Annotated in this window: 22 protein-coding genes and 1 pseudogene; 16 read left to right on the forward strand and 7 right to left on the reverse strand. The window is 63.1% G+C overall.

Translation table 11 applies throughout. From position 1 onward, the window contains the following. Together AC1DYD_RS39240 and AC1DYD_RS39245 are read left to right on the forward strand one after the other, a co-directional pair. Positions 1-267 (forward strand): annotated as a pseudogene (locus AC1DYD_RS39240) (SAM-dependent methyltransferase); the annotation flags it as partial. Between the two features lie 281 nt (positions 268-548). Continuing rightward, positions 549-1,166, forward strand: coding sequence for a hypothetical protein (locus AC1DYD_RS39245; RefSeq protein WP_478178128.1), 618 nt, complete (start codon positions 549-551; stop codon positions 1,164-1,166). A gap of 238 nt (positions 1,167-1,404) precedes the next feature. Here AC1DYD_RS39245 and AC1DYD_RS39250 read toward each other — a convergent pair whose 3' ends face one another. Then, positions 1,405-2,025 carry a YdeI/OmpD-associated family protein gene (locus AC1DYD_RS39250; RefSeq protein ID WP_478178129.1) on the reverse strand — a complete coding sequence of 207 codons (621 nt, stop codon included), beginning with the start codon at positions 2,023-2,025 and terminating at the stop codon, positions 1,405-1,407. A gap of 462 nt (positions 2,026-2,487) precedes the next feature. Continuing rightward, a complete protein-coding gene (locus AC1DYD_RS39255) occupies positions 2,488-3,315 on the reverse strand; it encodes a 2OG-Fe(II) oxygenase (protein ID WP_478178130.1) in 828 nt (275 codons plus the stop codon). Positions 3,316-4,276: 961 nt separating this feature from the next. Between AC1DYD_RS39255 and AC1DYD_RS39260 the strand changes: the two genes are divergently transcribed. From AC1DYD_RS39260 to AC1DYD_RS39290, 7 genes are all read left to right on the forward strand, one after another. Next, on the forward strand, positions 4,277-5,065 hold the full coding sequence (locus AC1DYD_RS39260; protein ID WP_478178131.1) for an ABC transporter substrate-binding protein: 789 nt from the start codon (positions 4,277-4,279) through the stop codon (positions 5,063-5,065). A gap of 24 nt (positions 5,066-5,089) precedes the next feature. After that, a complete protein-coding gene (locus AC1DYD_RS39265; protein ID WP_478178132.1) occupies positions 5,090-5,755 on the forward strand; it encodes an ABC transporter permease in 666 nt (221 codons plus the stop codon). Between the two features lie 3 nt (positions 5,756-5,758). Further along, on the forward strand, positions 5,759-6,439 hold the full coding sequence (locus AC1DYD_RS39270; RefSeq protein ID WP_478178133.1) for an ABC transporter permease: 681 nt from the start codon (positions 5,759-5,761) through the stop codon (positions 6,437-6,439). Between the two features lie 16 nt (positions 6,440-6,455). Continuing rightward, complete coding sequence (locus AC1DYD_RS39275) at positions 6,456-7,238, forward strand: amino acid ABC transporter ATP-binding protein (RefSeq protein WP_478178134.1); 783 nt, start codon at positions 6,456-6,458, stop codon at positions 7,236-7,238. Between the two features lie 16 nt (positions 7,239-7,254). Further along, on the forward strand, positions 7,255-7,929 hold the full coding sequence (locus tag AC1DYD_RS39280; protein ID WP_478178135.1) for a chorismate mutase: 675 nt from the start codon (positions 7,255-7,257) through the stop codon (positions 7,927-7,929). A gap of 190 nt (positions 7,930-8,119) precedes the next feature. Next, positions 8,120-8,656, forward strand: coding sequence for a helix-turn-helix domain-containing protein (locus AC1DYD_RS39285; RefSeq protein ID WP_478178148.1), 537 nt, complete (start codon positions 8,120-8,122; stop codon positions 8,654-8,656). Between the two features lie 168 nt (positions 8,657-8,824). Next, positions 8,825-9,532, forward strand: a complete 708-nt coding sequence (locus tag AC1DYD_RS39290; protein ID WP_478178136.1) for an autoinducer binding domain-containing protein — start codon at positions 8,825-8,827, stop codon at positions 9,530-9,532. Here AC1DYD_RS39290 and AC1DYD_RS39295 read toward each other — a convergent pair. Then, the gene (locus AC1DYD_RS39295) at positions 9,450-10,307 is read right to left on the reverse strand and encodes an acyl-homoserine-lactone synthase (RefSeq protein ID WP_478178137.1); all 858 of its coding nucleotides are present in this window, start codon (positions 10,305-10,307) and stop codon (positions 9,450-9,452) included. The genes AC1DYD_RS39290 and AC1DYD_RS39295 overlap by 83 nt on opposite strands. On the opposite strand from AC1DYD_RS39295, the gene AC1DYD_RS39300 reads away from it, so the two are divergent. Further along, the gene (locus AC1DYD_RS39300; protein WP_478178138.1) at positions 10,291-10,620 is read left to right on the forward strand and encodes a chorismate mutase family protein; all 330 of its coding nucleotides are present in this window, start codon (positions 10,291-10,293) and stop codon (positions 10,618-10,620) included. The two genes, AC1DYD_RS39295 and AC1DYD_RS39300, sit on opposite strands and share 17 nt — an antisense overlap. Then, positions 10,621-11,235, forward strand: a complete 615-nt coding sequence (locus AC1DYD_RS39305) for a hypothetical protein (RefSeq protein ID WP_478178139.1) — start codon at positions 10,621-10,623, stop codon at positions 11,233-11,235. Here the strand turns inward: AC1DYD_RS39305 and AC1DYD_RS39310 are convergent. Next, on the reverse strand, positions 11,216-12,085 hold the full coding sequence (locus AC1DYD_RS39310) for a DMT family transporter (RefSeq protein WP_478178140.1): 870 nt from the start codon (positions 12,083-12,085) through the stop codon (positions 11,216-11,218). The genes AC1DYD_RS39305 and AC1DYD_RS39310 overlap by 20 nt on opposite strands. Further along, the gene (gene pabB, locus AC1DYD_RS39315; RefSeq protein ID WP_478178141.1) at positions 12,078-14,165 is read right to left on the reverse strand and encodes an aminodeoxychorismate synthase component I; all 2,088 of its coding nucleotides are present in this window, start codon (positions 14,163-14,165) and stop codon (positions 12,078-12,080) included. Before pabB ends, AC1DYD_RS39310 begins: the two co-directional genes overlap by 8 nt. A gap of 261 nt (positions 14,166-14,426) precedes the next feature. On the opposite strand from pabB, the gene AC1DYD_RS39320 reads away from it, so the two are divergent. Then, the gene (locus AC1DYD_RS39320; RefSeq protein WP_478178142.1) at positions 14,427-14,624 is read left to right on the forward strand and encodes a hypothetical protein; all 198 of its coding nucleotides are present in this window, start codon (positions 14,427-14,429) and stop codon (positions 14,622-14,624) included. Positions 14,625-15,030: 406 nt separating this feature from the next. Then, on the forward strand, positions 15,031-15,360 hold the full coding sequence (locus AC1DYD_RS39325; protein WP_478178149.1) for a YegP family protein: 330 nt from the start codon (positions 15,031-15,033) through the stop codon (positions 15,358-15,360). Positions 15,361-15,405: 45 nt separating this feature from the next. On the opposite strand, the gene AC1DYD_RS39330 is transcribed toward AC1DYD_RS39325, so the two are convergent. Further along, complete coding sequence (locus AC1DYD_RS39330; protein ID WP_478178143.1) at positions 15,406-15,792, reverse strand: hypothetical protein; 387 nt, start codon at positions 15,790-15,792, stop codon at positions 15,406-15,408. A 447-nt stretch (positions 15,793-16,239) separates the two neighbouring features. On the opposite strand from AC1DYD_RS39330, the gene AC1DYD_RS39335 reads away from it, so the two are divergent. The 3 genes from AC1DYD_RS39335 (at position 16,240) to AC1DYD_RS39345 (ending at position 19,495) form a co-directional block, all read left to right on the forward strand. After that, positions 16,240-16,614, forward strand: a complete 375-nt coding sequence (locus tag AC1DYD_RS39335) for a DUF2493 domain-containing protein (RefSeq protein ID WP_478178144.1) — start codon at positions 16,240-16,242, stop codon at positions 16,612-16,614. 196 nt (positions 16,615-16,810) lie between these two features. Further along, a complete protein-coding gene (locus AC1DYD_RS39340; RefSeq protein WP_478178145.1) occupies positions 16,811-18,094 on the forward strand; it encodes a porin in 1,284 nt (427 codons plus the stop codon). Positions 18,095-18,370: 276 nt separating this feature from the next. Continuing rightward, positions 18,371-19,495, forward strand: coding sequence for a hypothetical protein (locus tag AC1DYD_RS39345; protein ID WP_478178146.1), 1,125 nt, complete (start codon positions 18,371-18,373; stop codon positions 19,493-19,495). A 179-nt stretch (positions 19,496-19,674) separates the two neighbouring features. Here AC1DYD_RS39345 and AC1DYD_RS39350 read toward each other — a convergent pair. Next, positions 19,675-19,962 (reverse strand): hypothetical protein (locus tag AC1DYD_RS39350; RefSeq protein WP_478178147.1); only part of this gene is annotated, 288 nt, incomplete at its 5' end.

Below are 19,962 nucleotides of genomic sequence, written 5' to 3' on the forward strand. Positions count from 1 at the left end.
GCGCAGCACCACCTCGTGGTGGAGCGCATCGCGGTGTTCGGGATGAAGCAGCGCTCGTCGCTCTTAGTCGAAATCTGCATGTGGTGGCTCTCGCATCATCGTGAGCTGGCCATGTGCGCGTACAACCGGGTATTCATGCCGTTCGGATTGCGATTCCAGAAGGAGCTGCAGCTCGGCCATGGAATGATCGCAACAGACGAGGTCGACGAGATCCTGCTCGTGTGCCGAAGGGACGCTCGGGCCGACTCCCTGGCCGGCCCAACGTAGCCGCGGGCAGTTGTCGATAGGAATCACCGTGAGGACCTCGTGCTCGCGTTGCGAAGGGCGTGCGGATTGCCCAGCGATCACCGAAGGGCAGCTTCCCTGGAGCGGCTTCGGAATCACGCTCCCGGGCCAAGAGCAGCCGTTCGGCCACACTGCAGAATGCGTAAAGTAGCCGACGTTCGCGGCGCGCGTGCACAGGGCTGCTGGCGGAGTGCCGCGCAAACACAGCCAGCGGCGCCGCACGGATAGCATGCGCTGGATGACCACCCACCTAGGGGAAAGCCATGTTCAACGTCAGCAAGGCCATCATCTTCGGCGCAAGTCATCTTTGGGCCTCGGCGTGTCTGGCCCAGGTCTCCAGCCCTGAATACAACCTCGGTGACTGGTGGATGTTCGAGCTTCGCGGGTCAGGTGACTCTCGCACGCAGTACAAAGAGACCGTGGAAGTGATTCACCCTGACCACGTGGTGGTGACGACTGAATCGGGTCGCAGGCGCACATTTTCCCAACGCATGAATCCTCTGGACGCGACTCGCACGGAGATACCACTGGTGACCTTTCCACTCGAGGTGGGGAAAAAATGGAGCGCCAAACACGACTGGAAGAACGGTACTCACTATGGAACCAATTCGATGAAGTATGAAGTGGTCGCGAAAGAGGAAGTCGTGGTGCCTGCCGGAAAGTTCGAGGCGTACAAGATTGAAGGCTTCGGCTTCGTAGACGACAAGGTGGCAAACTGGGGCTCTGTCGGAGGTCAACCGAAGGTTGTCGAGACCTATTGGTACGCGCCATCTGTCAAGCGCATCGTCAAGTACGACAACAAGAACCTCAAATGGGTCCCGCCCCAATTCATCGAGACCTACTCTCGCCATCACGAGCTGTCGGCGTACCAGTTGCAGTAGCGAATTCGATGCTAGTCTCGGGACGAGGCGCGGGCCAAGCATGGCTGGCCTTGCTCAAGCTCCATGAAGCAAGGCCTCCCGCGTTCTATGACGGGAGCGGGATGATACCGGTATGTCCGGGCCACGCACTCTGTCACCAAACATCTGTCTTTGGAAGTGCGTGAGGCAGGCGTCCGAAGAGCGTGCACATTGCACGTGCGGCAGGCAACAATCGGCCACGAGCCGACCTTGCAGCCCGCTACCCGTTTGCGAGCTTTTTGGCGGGATGTATCGTTTCACCCCGCGCGAGCATCCCGACGAATTTTTCGATGCGCCGGAGACGTGTCTTCAGCGTCTTTGCGTCCTGTATTCTGTAGAGGATTGCAAAGCGATTGGCGCCATCGAGTTCCTCGAAAAAGCGCTTGGCCACAAGAGATGCGTCAAGCGCCACCTGCAAATCCGCGGGGACGATGGCGGTGCTCTGGGGTGCATAGGCTGCATCCCAGCGGCCATCCGCCTGGGCCGCCTGCACCTGTGCTAGACCAGATGCAAGCATCCGACCGTCTTCGATGAGTTTCAACGCTGCCGTGCGATTGTTTTCCGACCATTTGCTTCTTGGCGAGCGCGGCGTGAATCGAACCAGCCACCATTGGTCGTCGTACTTGTCGAGCTGCCCATCAATCCAGCCATGACAAAGAGCGACTTCGATGGCCTCCTTGCGGGAGACACTTCGTGCCGCGGCATTCTTTTTGGCCAGCTTGAGCCAAAGCCCCTTTGACGTGGCTGCTTCTTGGGTCAACCACGTTCCCCAGTCCTCAGGGGATGCAAACGCGATAATCGGCAGGCCACTCCTCATTTCTTTCACCGCGGCAAAGACCATTCGCTCAGTTTACCCGGCGCATCGTGAGCTCTCATCGTCGCAGAGTGACGTTTACAGCTTTGGAGCGACCTATCCTCGGGCCAACTGCTTCGGAACCTTTGCGTCGACTCTCCGTGCGGCTACAGTCGGCCATATCCGGGCATTGGAGACGTGCCGGGTGATCAAGGTTCGAAGACGCAAAGCTGCCCGACGCGCTCCGCGGCAAGACAGGGCGTTTCCTTTGCCATGAGCAAGGTTGAGCGCTGCGAGCGGCCTGGCTGATCGCCACCGCCGGAAACCGGTGCCCGTGATAGAGCGATCTCGGCTTCTTTTGCATCGAGGAAGCTTACGCCGTCGGCCCCCTATGGCGGCCAAGAGGCTTCGCACGTCGCGCTCGATTTCGGCGGCGTTCTCTGGGCGGTCCTTGCACTTCGCGGCCCACGTTGACCGACAGAATGACCTGATGGAAGCGGCTCGGGCAGCCTAAGCCGAAATGCGCGTCTTCAACTTGCGGGCCCATCGGAAGAGCAGAGGCGGCAAGAGGTCGCTAGCCAGCTCGGTGGCCCTGATTCGGTAGTCGGGCTTGTCGGCTGTCGCTCGCCGCGCGCGAAACTGCGTGTTGTGGTTGCGCTTGCTGCCGTCCCAAGTGGCCGTGTAGTAGTAGAGCGCGATCGATCTCCGCGGTATGCCGTCCGGGTGCGCAATTGGGTGCGGGTTGCCGTGGTAACTGTTCGAGGTGGTGTTGAAGATGACGCAACGGTTAAATTCAGGCGTGCACGACATAACGCACTTGCTCATGTCGTTTTCCCACAGTTCGAGTTGCCCGCCCCACTCGTCTTTCCAGCCCCGGTTGAGGTAGATCAGGACGTTGATGCGTCGCTCGAGATTGAGCGGTGGATGATGGTTGAAGTCAGCGTGGATCGAAAGGTGGCCGCCTTGCGCTATCTCGTGCAGCCCGCCGCCAATGAAGTAGGGGTCGCCAATCAGCCCCTTTATGCCGCTGATGTTCTCTACGATCTTGATGAACGGGCGCGAGTTGAAGGCATAGAAGAGGTTGCGCAGTTCTGGCGCCAGTTCATCAGGGTTATGGCCGGCCTTGCGCCGCTCTTGGCTGCGATCATAGGTTTCGGCTGCCTGCTCGCTCGCTGGAAAGTGGGCCAACACCATGTCGAGCATCTCGGGGGGAAGGAAGTCGTCAATGACGACGTGTGGAAATGGACTGACTGACCGGTAGCTGTCAGCAAGTTCCAAACCGCGTTCACGCACGATACCGGCGTCTAGGTGCCCCGTCTTCGGATTGATCTCGTCCAAGTATGGCAAGAGGTGTTTCCCGATGAAATTATCTAAAAATGCAGCACCGCCGTAGGCGTCGCATTCGGCGGCCGGTCCGCGAGATGGTTGTTACAAAACAACTCGTCGCAATGAAAGGTAACACGTTTCGCTAGGTTCCAACCCATTTCGGTGCTTCAAAGTGACAAATTGCTCCTCAAATTGGTGGAGCAAAAGGCCCCAAGCGGAATCTTTTCAGCGGCCCATGCCGATGCGCTTCGCAAATACCCGCCCGGTTAAGCACAAGTTCGGAACCTTTCACCGCGTGCCGGCAGGTGTGGTCCCGCGCCCCGAGTACGCGCAAGGGTAGATGCAACGAATGCGCCGTTACTGATGGCGACGGCCCTGCATCGCGGGCTCCATCAAGGTGGCCGACGCGACACCCGGTGGCGCGCCCCGCTCCACAGCCCACAGTAGATTCGCCTCAAGCTGTAGATGTAGGTTCTGCCGATCGTCAGTCAACTCATGCTGGATTGCAGACGTTTACCCGCCACATCGCCAACGCCCGGAAAGGGCCCTAACCGGGCCTACAGCGGACGACAAAACTGCCCGAAACCGGCCGTTGGCCGCGCACCCAACAACTTTGAAAACCGGGGGGTGCAACTTTGAAATCAAGTTGCCTAAGTTATTGATTTACTTGGGTAACTGGATGAGACAACCTTGAACGAACTCAGTTTGAGTTCGCGATGTTGTCGATGTCCAGGCCCTAGATCTCGCCCCAGGTGATCTCGTCGTTTCTTGCGACGAAGGGCTCAGCGGGGAGGGCGCGCAACTGCTTGAACGGGTAGGCCTTTTTCGCCTGACATGCATCGCCAGCGCCGCATTCGCCCCGCAACCAAGGCCCAACTCGCTACTGCGCGGATTTACTACTGCATGCAAGAGTCGCATCAACTGCAAAACGCGCAAAACATAGAGGCCTTGACTTACACCGCAAAGGCCTCTGATGACGCATTCGAAAGCACTTCCGCAGATCATCCGGCAGCTGCTCTGCATCCTTGTCGCAGCCGCGGCGGCTTCAGGCTTTGCACAGGCACAGCAGCCCACCTACCGCATTGCGACCGAGGGGACCTATCCGCCCTGGAGCTTCAAGAACGCCGACGGCAAGTTGCAGGGATGGGACGTCGAAATCGCCAACGCGCTCTGCGAGAAGATGAAGGCAAGGTGTGAAATCGTCGCGCAGGATTGGGACGGCATCATCCCCGGTCTTGTCGCCAGGAAGTTCGACATCATCGTGGCCAGCATGGCGATTACCGAGCAGCGCAGGCAGCGGGTCGACTTCTCGGACAAGTACAAGGACACCATCTCGCGCTTTGTGGCGAAGAAGGGAACGCCTGCCGACATCGCGCCGGCAGCCCTCAAGGGCAAGGCGATCGGCGTGCAGCGGGGTTCGATCCAGGCAAGCTACCTGACGCAGAACTACAAGGACTCCATCCTCAAGTTCTACGACACGCCGCAGGCCGCGGAGCTCGATCTCGTCGCTGGGCGCGTCGACTACATCCTGGGCAACGTGGTGACCTACTTCGTGGGCTTCCTGAAGAGCCCGGAGGCCGCGAATTTCGACTTCGTCGGTCCCGACCTCAAGGGCGGTTTGCTCGGGGACGGAAACGGCATCGCGGTGCGCAAGGGCGACACCGCGACGGTCGATAGCGTCAACGCCGCATTGGCTGCGATTCGTGCGGACGGCACCTACGACCGCATCACGGCGAAGTACTTCCCGTTCAAGTTGATGTAGCCGGACGCGAGCAAAGAGATGTCCATGCTTCAGGGATTCGGCGGCCAGCTGCTTCTGGGAATGCTCTCCACGCTCGAACTCGCCGCGGCCGCGCTGGTCGTGGGAAGCGTGTTCGGCGGGGTCGGCTGCTGGTTGCAACTGCGGCGCCATCGCGTGCCCAGGAGCCTGGGCTATCTGTACGCGGCGATCATTCGTGGCGTCCCGGACCTGCTGGTGGTCTTTGCGGTCTATTTCGGCGGCTCGCTGACCCTCGCGCTCATCACCGGCGAATACGTCGAGATCAATGCCTTCGCCGCCGGGGTGTTTGCGCTTGCCGTCTCCTTCGGCGCCTACGCTGCCGAGATCGCGCGTGGGGCGTTGCTCGCGGTTCCGCAGGGCCAGCGAGAGGCCGCGCGAACGCTCGGCTTGTCCCCGGTCCAGGCACTCTGGACCGTGGTGATTCCGCAAGCAGCCCGGACCGCACTGGCGCCATTCGGCAACCAGTCCATCGTGCTGATCAAGCAGACCTCCATCGTCTCGATCGTCGGCTGCGAAGAGCTCATGCGCAAAGCCGCCGAGGCCTCCGGAGCCACACGCCAGCCGTTCACCATGTACCTGGCGGCTGCCTGCATCTACCTCGCCCTGACGGGCATCGCAACCCTGTTGCTCGAGGCGGCGGAGCGCCGATCCGCGCGACATCTGAGCGCATGAACCATGTTTGACATCGGAATCGTCTGGCTATCGTTGCCGAGGCTTGTCGATGGTGCCTTGCTGACCCTCGGCCTCACGGCGTTGGTGGTCACGCTGGGAACCATGCTGGCCTTCCCCATCGCGTTGGCCAGGAACTCGGTGCGCGGCTGGCTGCGGCGGACTGCTGGCGGCTACATCGCGTTCTTTCGCGGGACTCCGGCGCTCGTGCAGGTCTTTCTTCTCTACTACGGCGCCAGCCAGTTCCAGGCGATCCAGGATTCGTTGCTGTGGGCGGTGTTGCGCGATCCGTTCTGGTGCGTGGTCATCGCGCTGGGCCTGAATTCGGCTTCCTACACCGGCAAGACCTTGGCCGCGGCGCTGGCGGCGGTGCCTCGCGGAGCGAAGGAAGCCGCATTCTCCCTCGGGCTCGCGAAGCACCAATCCTTCCTGACGGTCGAGATGCCGATCGCGGCGCGCACGGCGCTGCCGGCATTCGGCAACGAGATCATCCTGACGTGCAAGGCGACTTCGCTCGCCAGCACGGTCACCTTGCTGGACCTGACAGGCACTGCACGCTTGATCAGCGCCGAGACCTACGCGCCTTACGAGGTGTTCCTCAGTGCCGGTCTCGTCTACCTGGCCATCAACTACGGCCTCATGTTCGTGATGCGCAAGGTCGAATCCAGTTTCAGATACGCGTACTAATTGCGGAGATTTCAGCATGAGGATCACGGCCGGCCCCTTGGCCTGGAAAGAGAGCACCGCCGCCGCCGCATCCGCGGTCGTCGCCATACGCAGGCTCTCGAAGCATTTCGGCGCCCACCAGGTGCTGAAGGACATCGACCTCGAGGTGCAGGCGTCGCAGCGGATCGTGATCTGCGGACCCTCGGGTTCGGGCAAGTCGACGCTCGCGCGATGCATCCACGGACTGGAGCCGTATCAGGCCGGCGAAGTGGTCGTCAATGGCATCCGCATCTCCCCCGAGGCCGCGCATGCCGACCTGGTGCGCGCCAATGTCGGCATGGTGTTCCAGCAGTTCAACCTGTTCCCGCATCTGACCGTGCTCGAGAACTGCACGCTGGCGCAGACCTGGGTGCGCCGCCGTTCGAAGGCCGAGTCGAAGGCGGTTGCGCTCGGCCACCTGGAACGCGTGAGATTGGCGGACAAGGCCGATGCCTATCCGGCGCAACTCTCCGGCGGCCAGCAGCAGCGCGTGGCCATCGCGCGGGCTCTTTGCCTGGACCCGTCGGTCATGTTGTTCGACGAGGCAACGTCGGCGCTCGATCCGGAAATGGTCAAGGAAGTGCTGGAAACGATGATCGCGCTCGCACGCGAGGGGATGACCATGGTGTGCATCACGCACGAGATGGGCTTCGCCCGTGCGGTCGCGGACAAGGTCGTGTTCATGGAGAACGGCAGCATCGCGGAGAACTCGACACCGGACGAGTTCTTCGGCAAGGGTTCGAGCCCTCGAATCAGGAATTTTCTTCGGCAGATTGTCTAACGGTCGGATTGACCGATTGATCGGGATCAGGGCACAACGTGCAACCAGCAACAAACAGGAGGCACAGGTGATTGCATTCGGAACCATGAAATTGAAAGTCGACCTTTCGAAGCCGCGTCGACTCTTCGCGGGCGTCTTGATTGGCGCCACGGGCGGTCTGGCGCCAATGGCTGCTGCTTGCGCAGCGGCAGTCCAGGCGCAGGACTTTTCGAGGCTGGTCGAGTTGAGCGCGACACGCCTGGAGATCTCCCGCAAGGTCGCACTGACGAAATGGGATTCGAAGCTGTCGGTTGCCGATCCGCCGAACGATCCGCGCGAGAAGCAGGTCATCGATGCGGCGACGTCGGAAGCTCGCGGCATGGGCATTCCGGACGAGCTGGCGTCGGCCTTCTTCGCGGACCAGATCGAAGCGAGCAAGCTGGTCCAGTTCGTCCTCATGGCCGACTGGCGGCGCAGCGGCAGCGTGCCGGCGGATCGCCGTGCGGATCTAAAGACCGAGCTCCGCCCCGCGCTGGATCGGCTGCGGACGCAGTTCATCGAAGAGCTGGTGGCGACGCAGACCCTTCGCGCCGACCCCGATTGCAAGTTGCATCTGGCCAGGGCAGCCGGCGACCATGGCAAGCACCATCGACTGGAGCCGCTCTACCGCATCGGCCTCGATCGCGGGCTGGCGCGGGTTTGTGGGGATTGATGGACCTGGGCGAGAGTCGGGCCGCCTCGCCTCCGTGCCCTGGAAAGGAGAGCCAGCCATGAAGACCAGACAAGCCGCATCGCCGTTTCCGACCGCCAAGCCGTTCAAGCTGCCCGCGGGGCTGGCGGTGGTTCGCACGGTGCCGCCGAAGCCCGTCCGCAGCGAATCCGCGTCGCTGCTTGGCGCCCAGGTGCGCGCGCTGCGCATCGCCAGCGGCGCCTCGGGCGGCGAGCTGGCACGGCAAGCGGGCATTTCCCGCTCTCTGCTCTCGCGCATCGAGCATGGGGTGGTCGCCCCTTCGATCGAGACGCTCGAGCGCATCGCGGGCGGGCTCGACGTGCCGATCTCCCGCCTGTTCTCCGACCAGTCTTCGCGCTCGGACTTCAGCCACGTGAGCGCGGGCAGGGGCATTGTGGTGGATCGGGTCGGCGCGGTGGCAGGCTACCGCTACGAGTTGCTTGGGCATCTGCTTTCAGGCAACTTGTTCGCCGAGCCCTATATGGTCACGCTGCTGCCGGGCGCCGAACCCTACGTGACCTTCCAGCATCCGGGGCTGAAGTTCGTGTACCTGCTTTCGGGGAGCGTCGTGTACCGCTACGCAGGCAAGTCGATCCGGATGGGCGTGGGCGACTCGCTGCTGTTCGACGCATCGGCGCTGCACGGGATCGAGGACATGGGCGAGGAGGCTGTGTCGTACCTGTCGGTGGTGTTCACGTTTCGGAGGTAGTCGGCCGGCGAGCGACCGACTTTTCTGCCTGAGCGCCTGAGATTTCCCGTCCACTCTTGGGCCAGGTCCGCTATCCCGCGACCTGCCGGCTGAAGAGACTAGGGGGCGGCCGCTCGCCATCGGCCCGTGCCCACGGTTTCCCATCCCATCAGCCGAACGAGGTCCGAGGTGAATGCCTGGTCTGCCGATCTGCTCCATGACCTCGAATCCTTGAAGGGAGTGACCGAGACCTTCGAGCGGATCGCGCGGGCCGCACGTCAGATCGGCTTCGAGCACTGCGCCTACGGGCTGCGCAAGCCGCTGCCTTTCACCAACCCGCGGGTGTCGATGCTCAACACCTACGATCCTCGCTGGCAGGCGCGCTATGACGACGCGGGCTATCTCCAGACCGACCCGAGCGTGCTGCAAGGCTGCCGATCGCATGCGCCGATGGTTTGGAGCGACGCCCTGTTCAGCAAGACGCCCGAGTTCTGGGACGAAGCCCGTTCCTTCGGCCTGCGCGTGGGCTGGGCGCAGTCCTGCTTCGATGCGGACGGCAAGGTGGGGCTGCTCTCGCTGTCGCGCTCGCATGAGGCGTTGTCGCGCGTCGAGATCGTCGACAAGGATCTGATGCTTCGATGGTTCGTCAGCATTGCGCATACCGTCCTGTCGGACCTGCTCGCAGGCAACGTGCCGCTCGTGGGGCAACTGACCGCGCGCGAGATCGACGTCATGCGGTGGACCGCCGACGGAAAGACCTCGCGCGAGGCAGGCGCCATCCTTGGCGTGTCCGAGGACACGGCCAACTTCCACGTCAAGAACGCGAATCGCAAGCTGGGCGCGAACAGCAGGGCGGCGGCTGTGGCGCGTGCGGCGGTGCTGGGGCTGCTGCGTTGAGCCGGGCGGCCTCGTCGAGGCCCGGCACGTCAATGCTGCAGGCCATGAGCAGCCTGCCTGCTACGCGCATCGGCGTTCCGAGGCGCCGAGCACCAAGGCCGAGCTTGCGAAGGATTCGCTCCACGCCCACGGGCGACACGCTGACCAGCTGTTTCACGCCTGCGCCGGCGGCGAGGGACAAGGCCTTGCGAAGAAGCCCCGGTGTGAACGGCGACGCGAACTGGCCGGTGTGGCAGCCCATGCCGGCTTCGAGATCGACCGCGGCGAATCGCGAGATCTCCCAAACCTCGGGAGATCGCGGCATCGGTGCGCCCGCCATCAGCTGCGGAAAGACTTCGGCGAGCAGGTAAGGGCGCTCGGTCGGCAACAGCCTGGCGCATCCGACCAGTTCGCCATCGTCGCGCAGCGCCAGCACATGCAGGGTGTCCGCGCGATCGAACTGGTCGAACTCCATGCCGTTGCGCGACGCCAACTCCCATCGGAGTCGTTCGATAAACACGCGATAGCGGTAGCGCCCAAGTCTGCGCAGCAACTCGCCGGGCATGGCCTCGGCGGTCAATCCGATGAATTTCATGCGACGTTCCCTGCGATGACGAAGACCGTATTGCATCGAGGGCGCGAGCCACCTGGAACTACCCGAGCTGGTAGGCCTCGCTTTCCGTCGGACGAAAGCGTTGATCGGCAGCGGAAGGAGGGCAACGATCGAGTCTCTTTTCAGAGCAAGGGTTGAGGATCGAATGAAGATGCAGCGAAATTCCATGAGCAGCAAAGCCATGCTCGCCGACATGGCTCCGACGCTGGTGACCCTGCGCAGCGAACTCGATGCCATCGACCAGCGGCTGCTCGAGACCCTGCGCGAGCGCCTGGGCTGCTGTGCGCGCATCGGCCACTACAAGAAGCGAAACGGGGTGCCGATGATGCAGCCCCACCGCATCGGCATCGTGCAGAGCCGGGCCGAGGCTTACGCGATCGCGCACGGTATCAGCCCGGAATTCCTGCGAGCGTTGTACGAGCGGATCATCGAGGAAACCTGCCGCATCGAGGACGACATCATCGCGTCGCCGTCTCATGGCTCCGGGGCGCTATAAATGGCCATGCTCACTTTCCTGACACTGGGCCCCGAGGGCAGCAACCATGACTTCGTGTTGCGGCGCTACCTGGCTGCGCACGGCATCGCCGATGCGGCCCGCGTGGAGCTGATCGACGACTTTCATGAGGGCGCACGTGCGTTGAAGGCCGGCAGGGCGGATTTCATGTTGCAGTGTGCGGTGCATCCCGATGCGGCGGCTGTCACGGGCGCCTATCGCAAGGCGGTCTTCGTGGTCGATGCCTTCATCTCGCCGAGCCGGCCGATGGCGCTGCTGCGTGCCTGCTCGGCCGAGGGACGCGCGCATGGCGTGGGTGTGCAGCCGGCGACACAGTCCTATGCGGACCTGTCGGCCTGGTCGACGATCGTGCACGAGCCGACGGTGACGGAGGTGGGCAGGGGGCTGGTCGAAGGCCGCTACGTTGCGGGCATCGCGTTCACGGCACTCGCAGAAGAAAATCCGGGCGCCTTCGAGGTGGTCGAGGACATCGGCCCCGTGTGCGATGCATGGGTCATGTTCGGCACCCGGCCCGTGGACGAAGGGCGGACGGTGGTCTGGGCGCAAAGCCCGGTGTCGCGTCTGTACGTGGCGCGATCTAGACCCGGCGGGAACTGAACACCGCGTACAGCCCAGCGCCGCTGATCAACGCCATGCCCAGGATCGACACGGCGTCGGGCGTTTCGCCCCAGCCCAGATACCCCAGCAGGACGGACCAAAGCACGATGGTGTAGCGAAAGGGGCTGACCACCGACAGGTCGGTGCCCCTGCACGCGGCGATCAGCGCGTAGTTGCCGAGCGCCGCGCAGAGGGCGGCAGCCGCGAGGATGACGGTCTCGACGCGGTCCAGCGGCGGCCAGGTCTCATGGGCGGCCAGCACTGCCCCGGCGCCGCAGACGGCCACGGTGGTAACGAGTGCCACCAGCACCGACGGAATTTGCGCGGGAATCCTGCGCGTGACAAGGTCTCTCGCTGCGAGCGACAACGCGCACAGCAGCGCGAAGGCGGCGCCACTGTCGAGGCCGTCGAGCCGGGCCGACGGCTTGACCACCAGCACCACGCCTGCGAAGCCGAGCAGCACCGCGACGATGCGTCCGCCATGCGCGCGTTCCCAGCCGAGGGCGAAGGCGCCCATCGCGATGATCAGCGGCGCGCCCATCATGATCGCCGTGACGGTGGCCAGCGGCGCCAGTGCCAGCGCGGCGACCGAGGTGGCCGCGGTGGTGATCTCCAGAACCGAGCGAATGCCGACGATGGGGCGAACCAGGCGCCGCCATTGGCGCAGCTCATCCGCCCGCCAGGCGAGGGCGGCGACCACGATGGTGGCGAAAAGGCCGCGCACCGCGAGGATCTGGCTCGCGCTGAAATGGCGGGTCGTGAGCTTCACGAAGCTGTCGTTCAGCACGTAGAGCGCCATCGCGGCGACCATCAGCGCGATGCCGCGCTGGTTGATGCCGAGCTCAGGCATCGTCGCTCTCCGCGGGCGTAGCGCTCGCCGTGCGGGCGCCGAGGGCGGCCAGTTGTGCCTGCGCCTTCAGGACGATTTCGGCGACCTCGTCGTCCGGATCGGACATCGCGACAATCGCGCCGCCGGTGCCGATGGAGACCCGGTCGCCTGCGCACACGATGGTGCGGATCACGATGTTGAGCGTGGCGGCGCCGTTCAGCGACAGGTAGCCGATGCAGCCGGAGTAGATGCCGCGCGCCGTGGGTTCCAGCCGATCGAGGATCGACATCGTCCGGACCTTGGGTGCGCCGGTCATGGAGCCGCCCGGGAAGGCACTGCGAACGCAGTCGAGCGCCGAGAGGCCGTCGCGCAGACGGCCGCTGATGGTGCTGACCAACTGGTGGACGGTCGCGTAGGTCTCGGTCTGGAACAGGCCGGGCACATGGACGCTCCCGACCTCGCAGACCCGGTTCAGGTCGTTGCGCAGCAGGTCCACGATCATGAGGTTCTCGGAGCGCGTCTTCTCGTCTCCTGCCAGATGGCTCGCGATCTGGAGATCTTCGGCAGCCGTGGCGCCCCGGCGCGCCGTGCCCTTGATCGGCTTCGAGACGACCTGGCCCTCGGTCGACACTTGCAAGAAAAGTTCGGGCGATGCGCACATCACCGCGAGCCCGGGAGCCTTGATGTAGGCCGCGTACGGTGCGGGATTGCGGGCGCGCAGCGTGCGATACACCTCCAGGCTGTCGATGTGTCCGGTGCCGACCAGTTGGTTGGTGAGGCAGACCTCATAGGTCTCGCCCTGGAGGATCTGGCGCTGGCATTCGACGACGAGTTGGCGATAGTCGCGAAGGCCGATCTGCCATTCCATCGGGCCCAGCGACGCCGAAAGGCCGGCAGGGATGTCTGGCGCGAGACTGAACGGCTGCGCGAGCCAAAGCACTGTCTGCTTCATCCACGCGCTGTTCTCGTCTTGAAGGGGCGTGCGGTCGAGGCAGACGACCCAGGTCTGTTGCTCGGCGTGGTCGAAGGCGATGAATCGGTCGACCTTGATCCACAGGGCGTCGGGGGTATCGGCATCGTGCGCGTGCTCGCCTTCGAGTTCACCCTTGAGCTCATAGCCGAAGTAGCCGACGTAGCCACCGGCGAAGTCGAAAGGCAAGGGCGGGCCGGTGATCGAGCGCTTCACAAGACGCTCGTCGAGAAAGTCGAAGATGCTCTGGGCACGCGCCATGGTGCCGGAGCCTTGGTGTACGTCGATGCGTTGCGAGCGGGAGCGGTAGGTGACGAGCTCGGCATCAAGCCCCGTGCCGCTGCCCATGTACGAGAAGCGCGCGCGGCCTTCGCTGGCAAGGCTGCTGTCGAGCCAGAAGCATGTTTCGCAATCGCCGAACAGGTGCGTGAAGACGGACTCCGGGTCGGGATGGATGTCGAGGCACTGTGCGTGCACCGTGGTTTCCTCGCTGCCCATCGCGGGAGGCCAGTTCGCTGCGGGATTGACGAACGTGCGTGGCATGCGCCCGCTTTTCCATTCCTCGGTCAGTTCCCTGAAGTTGCGCAGCAACCTCGCCCCGTATTCCGTACTGATCGACTCAGGGTGGAACTGCACGCCCCACCATGGCCGGGCGAGGTGGCGGAGCGCCATGAGGGTGCCATCGGAAGTCCAGGCGAGCGGCTCCAGGTCGACGGGCAGTTCGGTGACAGCCAGCGAGTGGTATCGCACGGCTTCGAAGGGGTTGGGAATGCCCCGGAACAGATCCTGGCCGGAGTGGCTGACCCGGTCGAGGCGCCCATGCATGGGACGAACAGCCAGGTCGACCCTGGCACCGCAGAAATGCGCGATGGCCTGGTGGCCCAGACAGACGCCGAGCAATGGAACGCGGGTGTGGCGCAGCACGTCATTGACCACACCGAGATCCGCGGGGCGCTGGGGCCGGCCGGGCCCCGGGGAGATGACGATGTTGTCGAACTCGAGCGACTCGATCTCGAGCCAGCTCAGCTCGTCGTTGCGGATCACCCGCGGTGGCCGTGCATTGCTGGCGGCCAGGTACTGGTAGAGGTTGTAGGTGAACGAGTCGTAGTTGTCGATCAAGAGGGTCCGCATGCCTGGCTCCTTTCGGTTGGGGGGAGGAGCCATGGTTCGACTGGAAGCGATTTGTCACAACTCTCAGATCAGGTAGGCGGGGGGGCGGTGTGTTGTGGCGGCGTGCGGTCGGCATCGGGCATTTCCACCGCGGGCACCCGATCTGTTGCACGGAGAGCGGGCGCGACCGTGCCATTGTTTCTTCGGAATGAACGCTGCTGTTCCTTTTTCGCCGTTTTCGCCCGGTTCGTTGGCCTCAAACTCTCGTCTACAGAGGCTGCTATGAACACGACATGGAATTTCATCTTGGCCGGCGCGGTGACCCTGGCGTCCGCGGCGGGAATCGTTACCGGTGAGACCGCAAAGGGCGAGCTGCGCTTCGTCGAGGCGGCTACGTCCGTCACCGCGAGTTCCGAGGCGTTCGCCTGGATGACCGGGGGCAAGACTGCGGTCGCCTCCGTCGCCTCCGCCGGTCAATAGGAACGGCCGGCACGGCACCGGCCAGGGAGACGCGGGTGGCCGCGCCCTGGTCGGGAGGCTCCTACGTACGGCCTGATGCTTCCTCCGCGACATCACCGACAAGCGTATCTGGCGTGACAGCTTCTCCAGCGTGGCAGAACTGGCACTGGCCATCGACCTGTACGTCGCCCATCACACCATCGATCCCAAGCCCTTCATCCGGACCGCGCGCATCCGACATCCTGGCCAAGCTCGCGCAGATCAGCGCCGTAGGTTGCGGACTCATCGAGCCATCTCCCTCATATTGGGGATGACGTGCTCGGAAATGGCTAGGAGAGTGCGCCGTCGGGCAATTCGCGCGACGCTCCAGCCACGGCTGCCCGGCAGCAGTCTGGCCATCAATGACTCGATCAAGACAGAAGGAATCATGGCAATACATTACGACCTCAAGCGCAGTGGGACGCAGTTCATGTTCAATCTGAAGTCCGCCAACGGCGAGATTGTTTTGACCAGCGAACGCTACACAAGCAAACAAAATGCGCAGGGTGGCATCGCCTCTGTCAAGAACAACGCGCCGCAGGAAATGCGATATCGGCGATTGACCGCGACAAACGGGCAAGCGTATTTCACTGTCTTGGCTGGGAACGGGGAGACCATCGGGACAAGCGAGACCTACTCGTCCCCTGCTGCCAGGGACAACGGGGTCAACTGGGTCAGGATGAATGGGCCGGACGCGCCTACCGTCGACAACACGTAGGGCACCGACGCACGGCGTGGATCCCGCGGATGCGAAAAAGCCGCCTCAGTGGGGCGGCTCACCCTGTTGCATGGATTCAGGTTGCTTCGTCCGGGCATCCTCTGGACTGTCATCATAAGGTCCGTCATGAGTCGGCACCGGTAAGTCGCCGGCGTTGTGAGCATCCTCTTTCATCAGGCTCTCCCATTCTCGAAGCATCTCCCGCGGTACGTCCGGGTAGAGCTTCTGCAGCTCGTCGAGAGCCTGGCTCGCAGTAACGTCCTTGAGTTTCCTGTCAATGATTTCGAACGCCAAGATGAACGGAAGAGCCAGAAGGACAATCAACGCGAACAGCGGACCCACTGCGAGCGCGACGAGCACTACCACTGGTGCAGCCACGATGACCAGGATCACCCTGCCGATCAGCCTCAAATGCTTCATCAAGTACGCCATGCGCGAATGACTCCAACCAGGACAGTCTTGGGCACAATCAGCAGGCGAACCTTTGTAGTAGGACAACGCCACCATCGACCACGAGGACTTGAGACTGTGAGATTTGCACTCTATGACTCGCATGCCGAAGGTCCAACACGACGCCCCTACGCCATGTGAGGTTAGACGTCGAGTTCATGAACTTGTCGTCGACGAACAGCTAAGGTGCCGTTCGCGAATCCAGACAGAACAAGGTCGTGTAATACAAAAGCCCGCATCGTGCGGGCTTTTCTGTTGTTGGAGACACCTTCCCTGCCGCGGTCGCCTCGCACTGGATCGCTTGTCGAACTATCATGATCAGAACAACGCACTGACGACAGTCATTGCAAACCATCCCCGCTTCGGCGGGTTTTGCCTTTCTTGGCGAGCGCATTTCTAGTAAGAAAGCATGAACGAGGCCGCCACATCATGAGGGTACTTGTCTGTGGTGGTCGCAATTACGACGACTGGGCCTACATCGTTCGTGTCCTTGACCGCGTTCACGCCCGCCAACCGATCACCCGGCTCATCGAGGGTGGCGCGACGGGAGCCGATGAGCTCGCACGTCGTTGGGCCAAAGCACGCGGTATCGAGGTCGCCACGTTCATCGCTGACCGCGTTCGCTATCAGGGTCGTGCTGGACCCATCAGAAACGCTCAGATGCTGCGCGAGGGGCGTCCGGAACTCGTTGTCGCGTTCAAGGGTGGTCGCGTGACCGCGCACATGGTCACCATCGCGTCGGCAGCGCTCGTGCCGGTGTTGAAGACCTGGCGGCTTGAGGGTGAGACACCGCCGCTTGAATAGCGAAAGAAATGCAGAAGTCCGCATCGTGCGGGCTTGGGGCGCCTTCCGACCTTCCGAATCGCGGTCGCCCTGCACACGGACGCGGCCCGCCCGTCCTCCTACTCCATAATCTTCTGGGGCGTCACTGAACGCCTGTGCATGGGCCACCGTTACCCGACAGGTTGGTGGTCCCTGTCCAGTCCTGGAGAAATCTCTGATGAAAAGATCTCTGGTTGCGCTCGCTGCCACAGCCTCCATGGCGGGCGCCGGTGTCGCTTCTGCCCAATCGGCCGTGACATTGTTCGGTATCCTCGACGCATCGGTCAGCGCTTACAAGAACCAGGCGCAGGCCCCATTGGGCAACACGGTCAGCACGAGCCAGACGATGCTGACCAATTCCGCCTACAACTCCAGCCGCCTGGGCTTTCGGGGCACCGAAGATCTCGGCGGCGGCCTGGATGCCGGCTTCTGGCTCGAAGCGGGCATCAACAACGACGACGGCAGCGGAAGCGCAAGCGGGGGTGGGCTGCAATTCAATCGTCGATCGACTGTCAGCCTTTCCGGCGACAGCTTTGGCGAAGTGCGCATCGGTCGAGACCACACCCCGACCTATTGGAACGACATCCTCTTCGATCCGTTCGGTGCCAACGGGGTGGGCGCGAATCTGATCGGTACCGCCAGTGGCCTGGGGTCGCCGGGTAGCTACAAGAGCGGCTTCACCGCGAACGACAACTACTCTCGTGCCAGCAACTCGATCGGCTATTTCCTGCCTCTGAATCTGGGTGGCTTTTACGGTCAGTTCATGTATGCGTTCAACGAGGCCGTCAGCTACGATCCGGGCGGCCTGACGCCCCCGGGTGCCGCTGCGATCGTTGCCGACCCGTCGCTTCCCGCTGCCGGCAACAACGCCCGTGCGGGCCGCTACATCGGTGGCCGCGTCGGCTACAACTACGGTCCGTTGGATGTCGCGGTGGCCTATGGCGAAAGCACCATCGCGTCGAACTACTACCTGGGCACGACGACGACCGTCAACATCTGGAATCTCGGCGCTTCGTACGACTTCGGCGTGGTCAAGCTGTTTGGCGAGTACTCGAACAACAAGCAAGAGACCGCCTATGCGACCAACACGCTCAACCCTTTCGGTACGACCATGCCGGGCTTCAACGGCGCCCTGATCGGTTTGACGGTGGCGGCCGGTCGCGGCCTGATCCGCGCTTCGTACGGGGAGGTCAGGTACAACAACGTGAACAACCTCAACTTCACCAATCCGAATCCGAATCCGAAGGCTGACAAGTTCGCCATTGGCTACGTGTACAACCTGGCCAAGCGCACCGCCCTCTATGCGACCGTCGCCTACTTGAATGACAAGGACGGCGCAGGCTTGACGGTGGGCGGCCCGAGCTTCTATTCCGGCGCGATCCCTACGGGCGGTGGCCGTTCTGCCGTGCCCGTGCCGAACAAGTCGGTCGGCTACGATGTCGGTCTGCGCCACTCGTTCTGAAGATCAGCATCCAGTCGAATCCGGCGCGCGGCATCGTGACCGGTTGCGCCCCAGTACAAGCAGTCAATATGCTCAGCATCCATCATCCGTGCCACAGCGCCGACCTGAGCGCATAGAGCGGATGATTCCTTGCGTGAGGAGCGCGCGCGGCGTGCTTGTCACGAGATCGCTGGTAATCATTGATCGTCCTTGATGTGCGTCAAACGTCTGTACTGTCGAGAGGCGTTGAATGACTCGACAAGGCCGCCTCCCGGGATTCCATGGTAGATGCTCGCGATGAAACAACTCATTCCGCCGATGGTGGCCCTGCTGGCGAAGACCTCTCCCGTCCCACCGCTTCGTTGGCGCGGCATCGGCTGCCTCGCGATGATGGCCACGGCGCTGTCCGGCTGCAGCAGCATAGGGCCATATTCGGTGAGCCGCGACCGTGCGGACTACGTTGACGTCCTCGCCTCGACGTCGAAGGAGCAGACGCTGCTCAACATTGTCAAGCTCCGCTACTTGGACCTCCCGGTGTACCTGGAGGTCACGTCGATCATCAGCTCGACGTCGGTCGAGAGCCAGGTCAATCTTGGCGCGAGTTGGTCCTTCTACCCCGGCAACAATCAAGCGCTGGGCGGTTACGGCCGCTATACGGACAAGCCGACGATCACTTTCACGCCCATCAGCGGCGAGAGGTTCGCGCGCTTCCTCTTGCGGCCGATGACGCCAGCCTCCGTCATGGCGCTGATTCAGGCCGGATACCCCGTCGACCGGGTTCTGCAGTTAACCACTCGCGGCATCAACGGCGTATTCAATCGCTCCACCTCGTCGAGCCGCGAGCGCGAGGCAGACCCCGCCTTCTACCGTCTTCTCGAGGCTCTGCGGCGGGTGCAGCGGTCGGAGGCGATCGACTTGAGGGTCGAGAAGCGCACCGGGGACGAGGCGGTCATCCTCATCTTCAGGGGCGATGTCGGCGACGATGTCGCGCACGATCAGCAGACGATCCGCGACATCCTGCGCCTGCCACAGGGCGCTTCAGAACTGGGCCTCACCTTCGGCTCCATACCAAGGCAGGGCGCCCAGGTTGCGATGCTGACCCGCTCGATGGCGGAGATCTTCGTCGAGATCGCTTCAACCATCGAAGTTCCGGCTGCGGATCTCCAGGAAGGAAGGGCGCTTCCCCCGCCATCGCTTCCTGCGCAGGCGGCTCCCTGGGGCGAACCGCTAGTGCGCGTCCGCTCCGGTGCGGCGCGACCGGAGAAGGGGTATGCCACGGTGCGATACCGCGACCACTGGTTCTGGATCGACGATCAGGACCTGCTTTCCAAGTCCATGTTCACTTTCATCCTGGTGCTGCTGTCGCTCGCTGAGACTGGTATTGCGCCGCAGGCGCCGGTGATTACGGTACCAGCCAACTGAGGCATCGACCTTTCCCGCCTGTCAGAGGTGCATTCCGCGGTTTCCTCCCTCGAGATGAAGGACGGCCCCATTGGGACTACAACGGTCGCACCCACGCAACCGTCCAAAGGAGCACGTGGGTCGCCTGTGCATAGCGCGCAGCCCACCTCAGCAAGAATCCTCGGGGAGGATGCCAACTGTCAATCCCCGCCGCACCCGCCGCGCTGGAGCACCGGCAGCAGCTGCGGCCCCAGCGACTTCAGCAGCTCGGTCGGCAGCGCGCTCGTGAACCGATAGCGGGCGGCATAGGGTTCGTGCACGTAGGCCATGATGGTGCCGAAGTAGCGGTCGCCGATCATGAAGACGAAGGCGGCCGTGCGGTCGATCTTGCGCTCCGAGATCACCCGCCCGCCGCGGCCGATGCGTTGCAAGCGGTGGTCGCCGGTGCCGGTCTTGCCGCCGATCTCGATCACGCGGCCGTCCGCGTC

This window comes from Variovorax sp. P4_B11 (assembly GCF_056402355.1).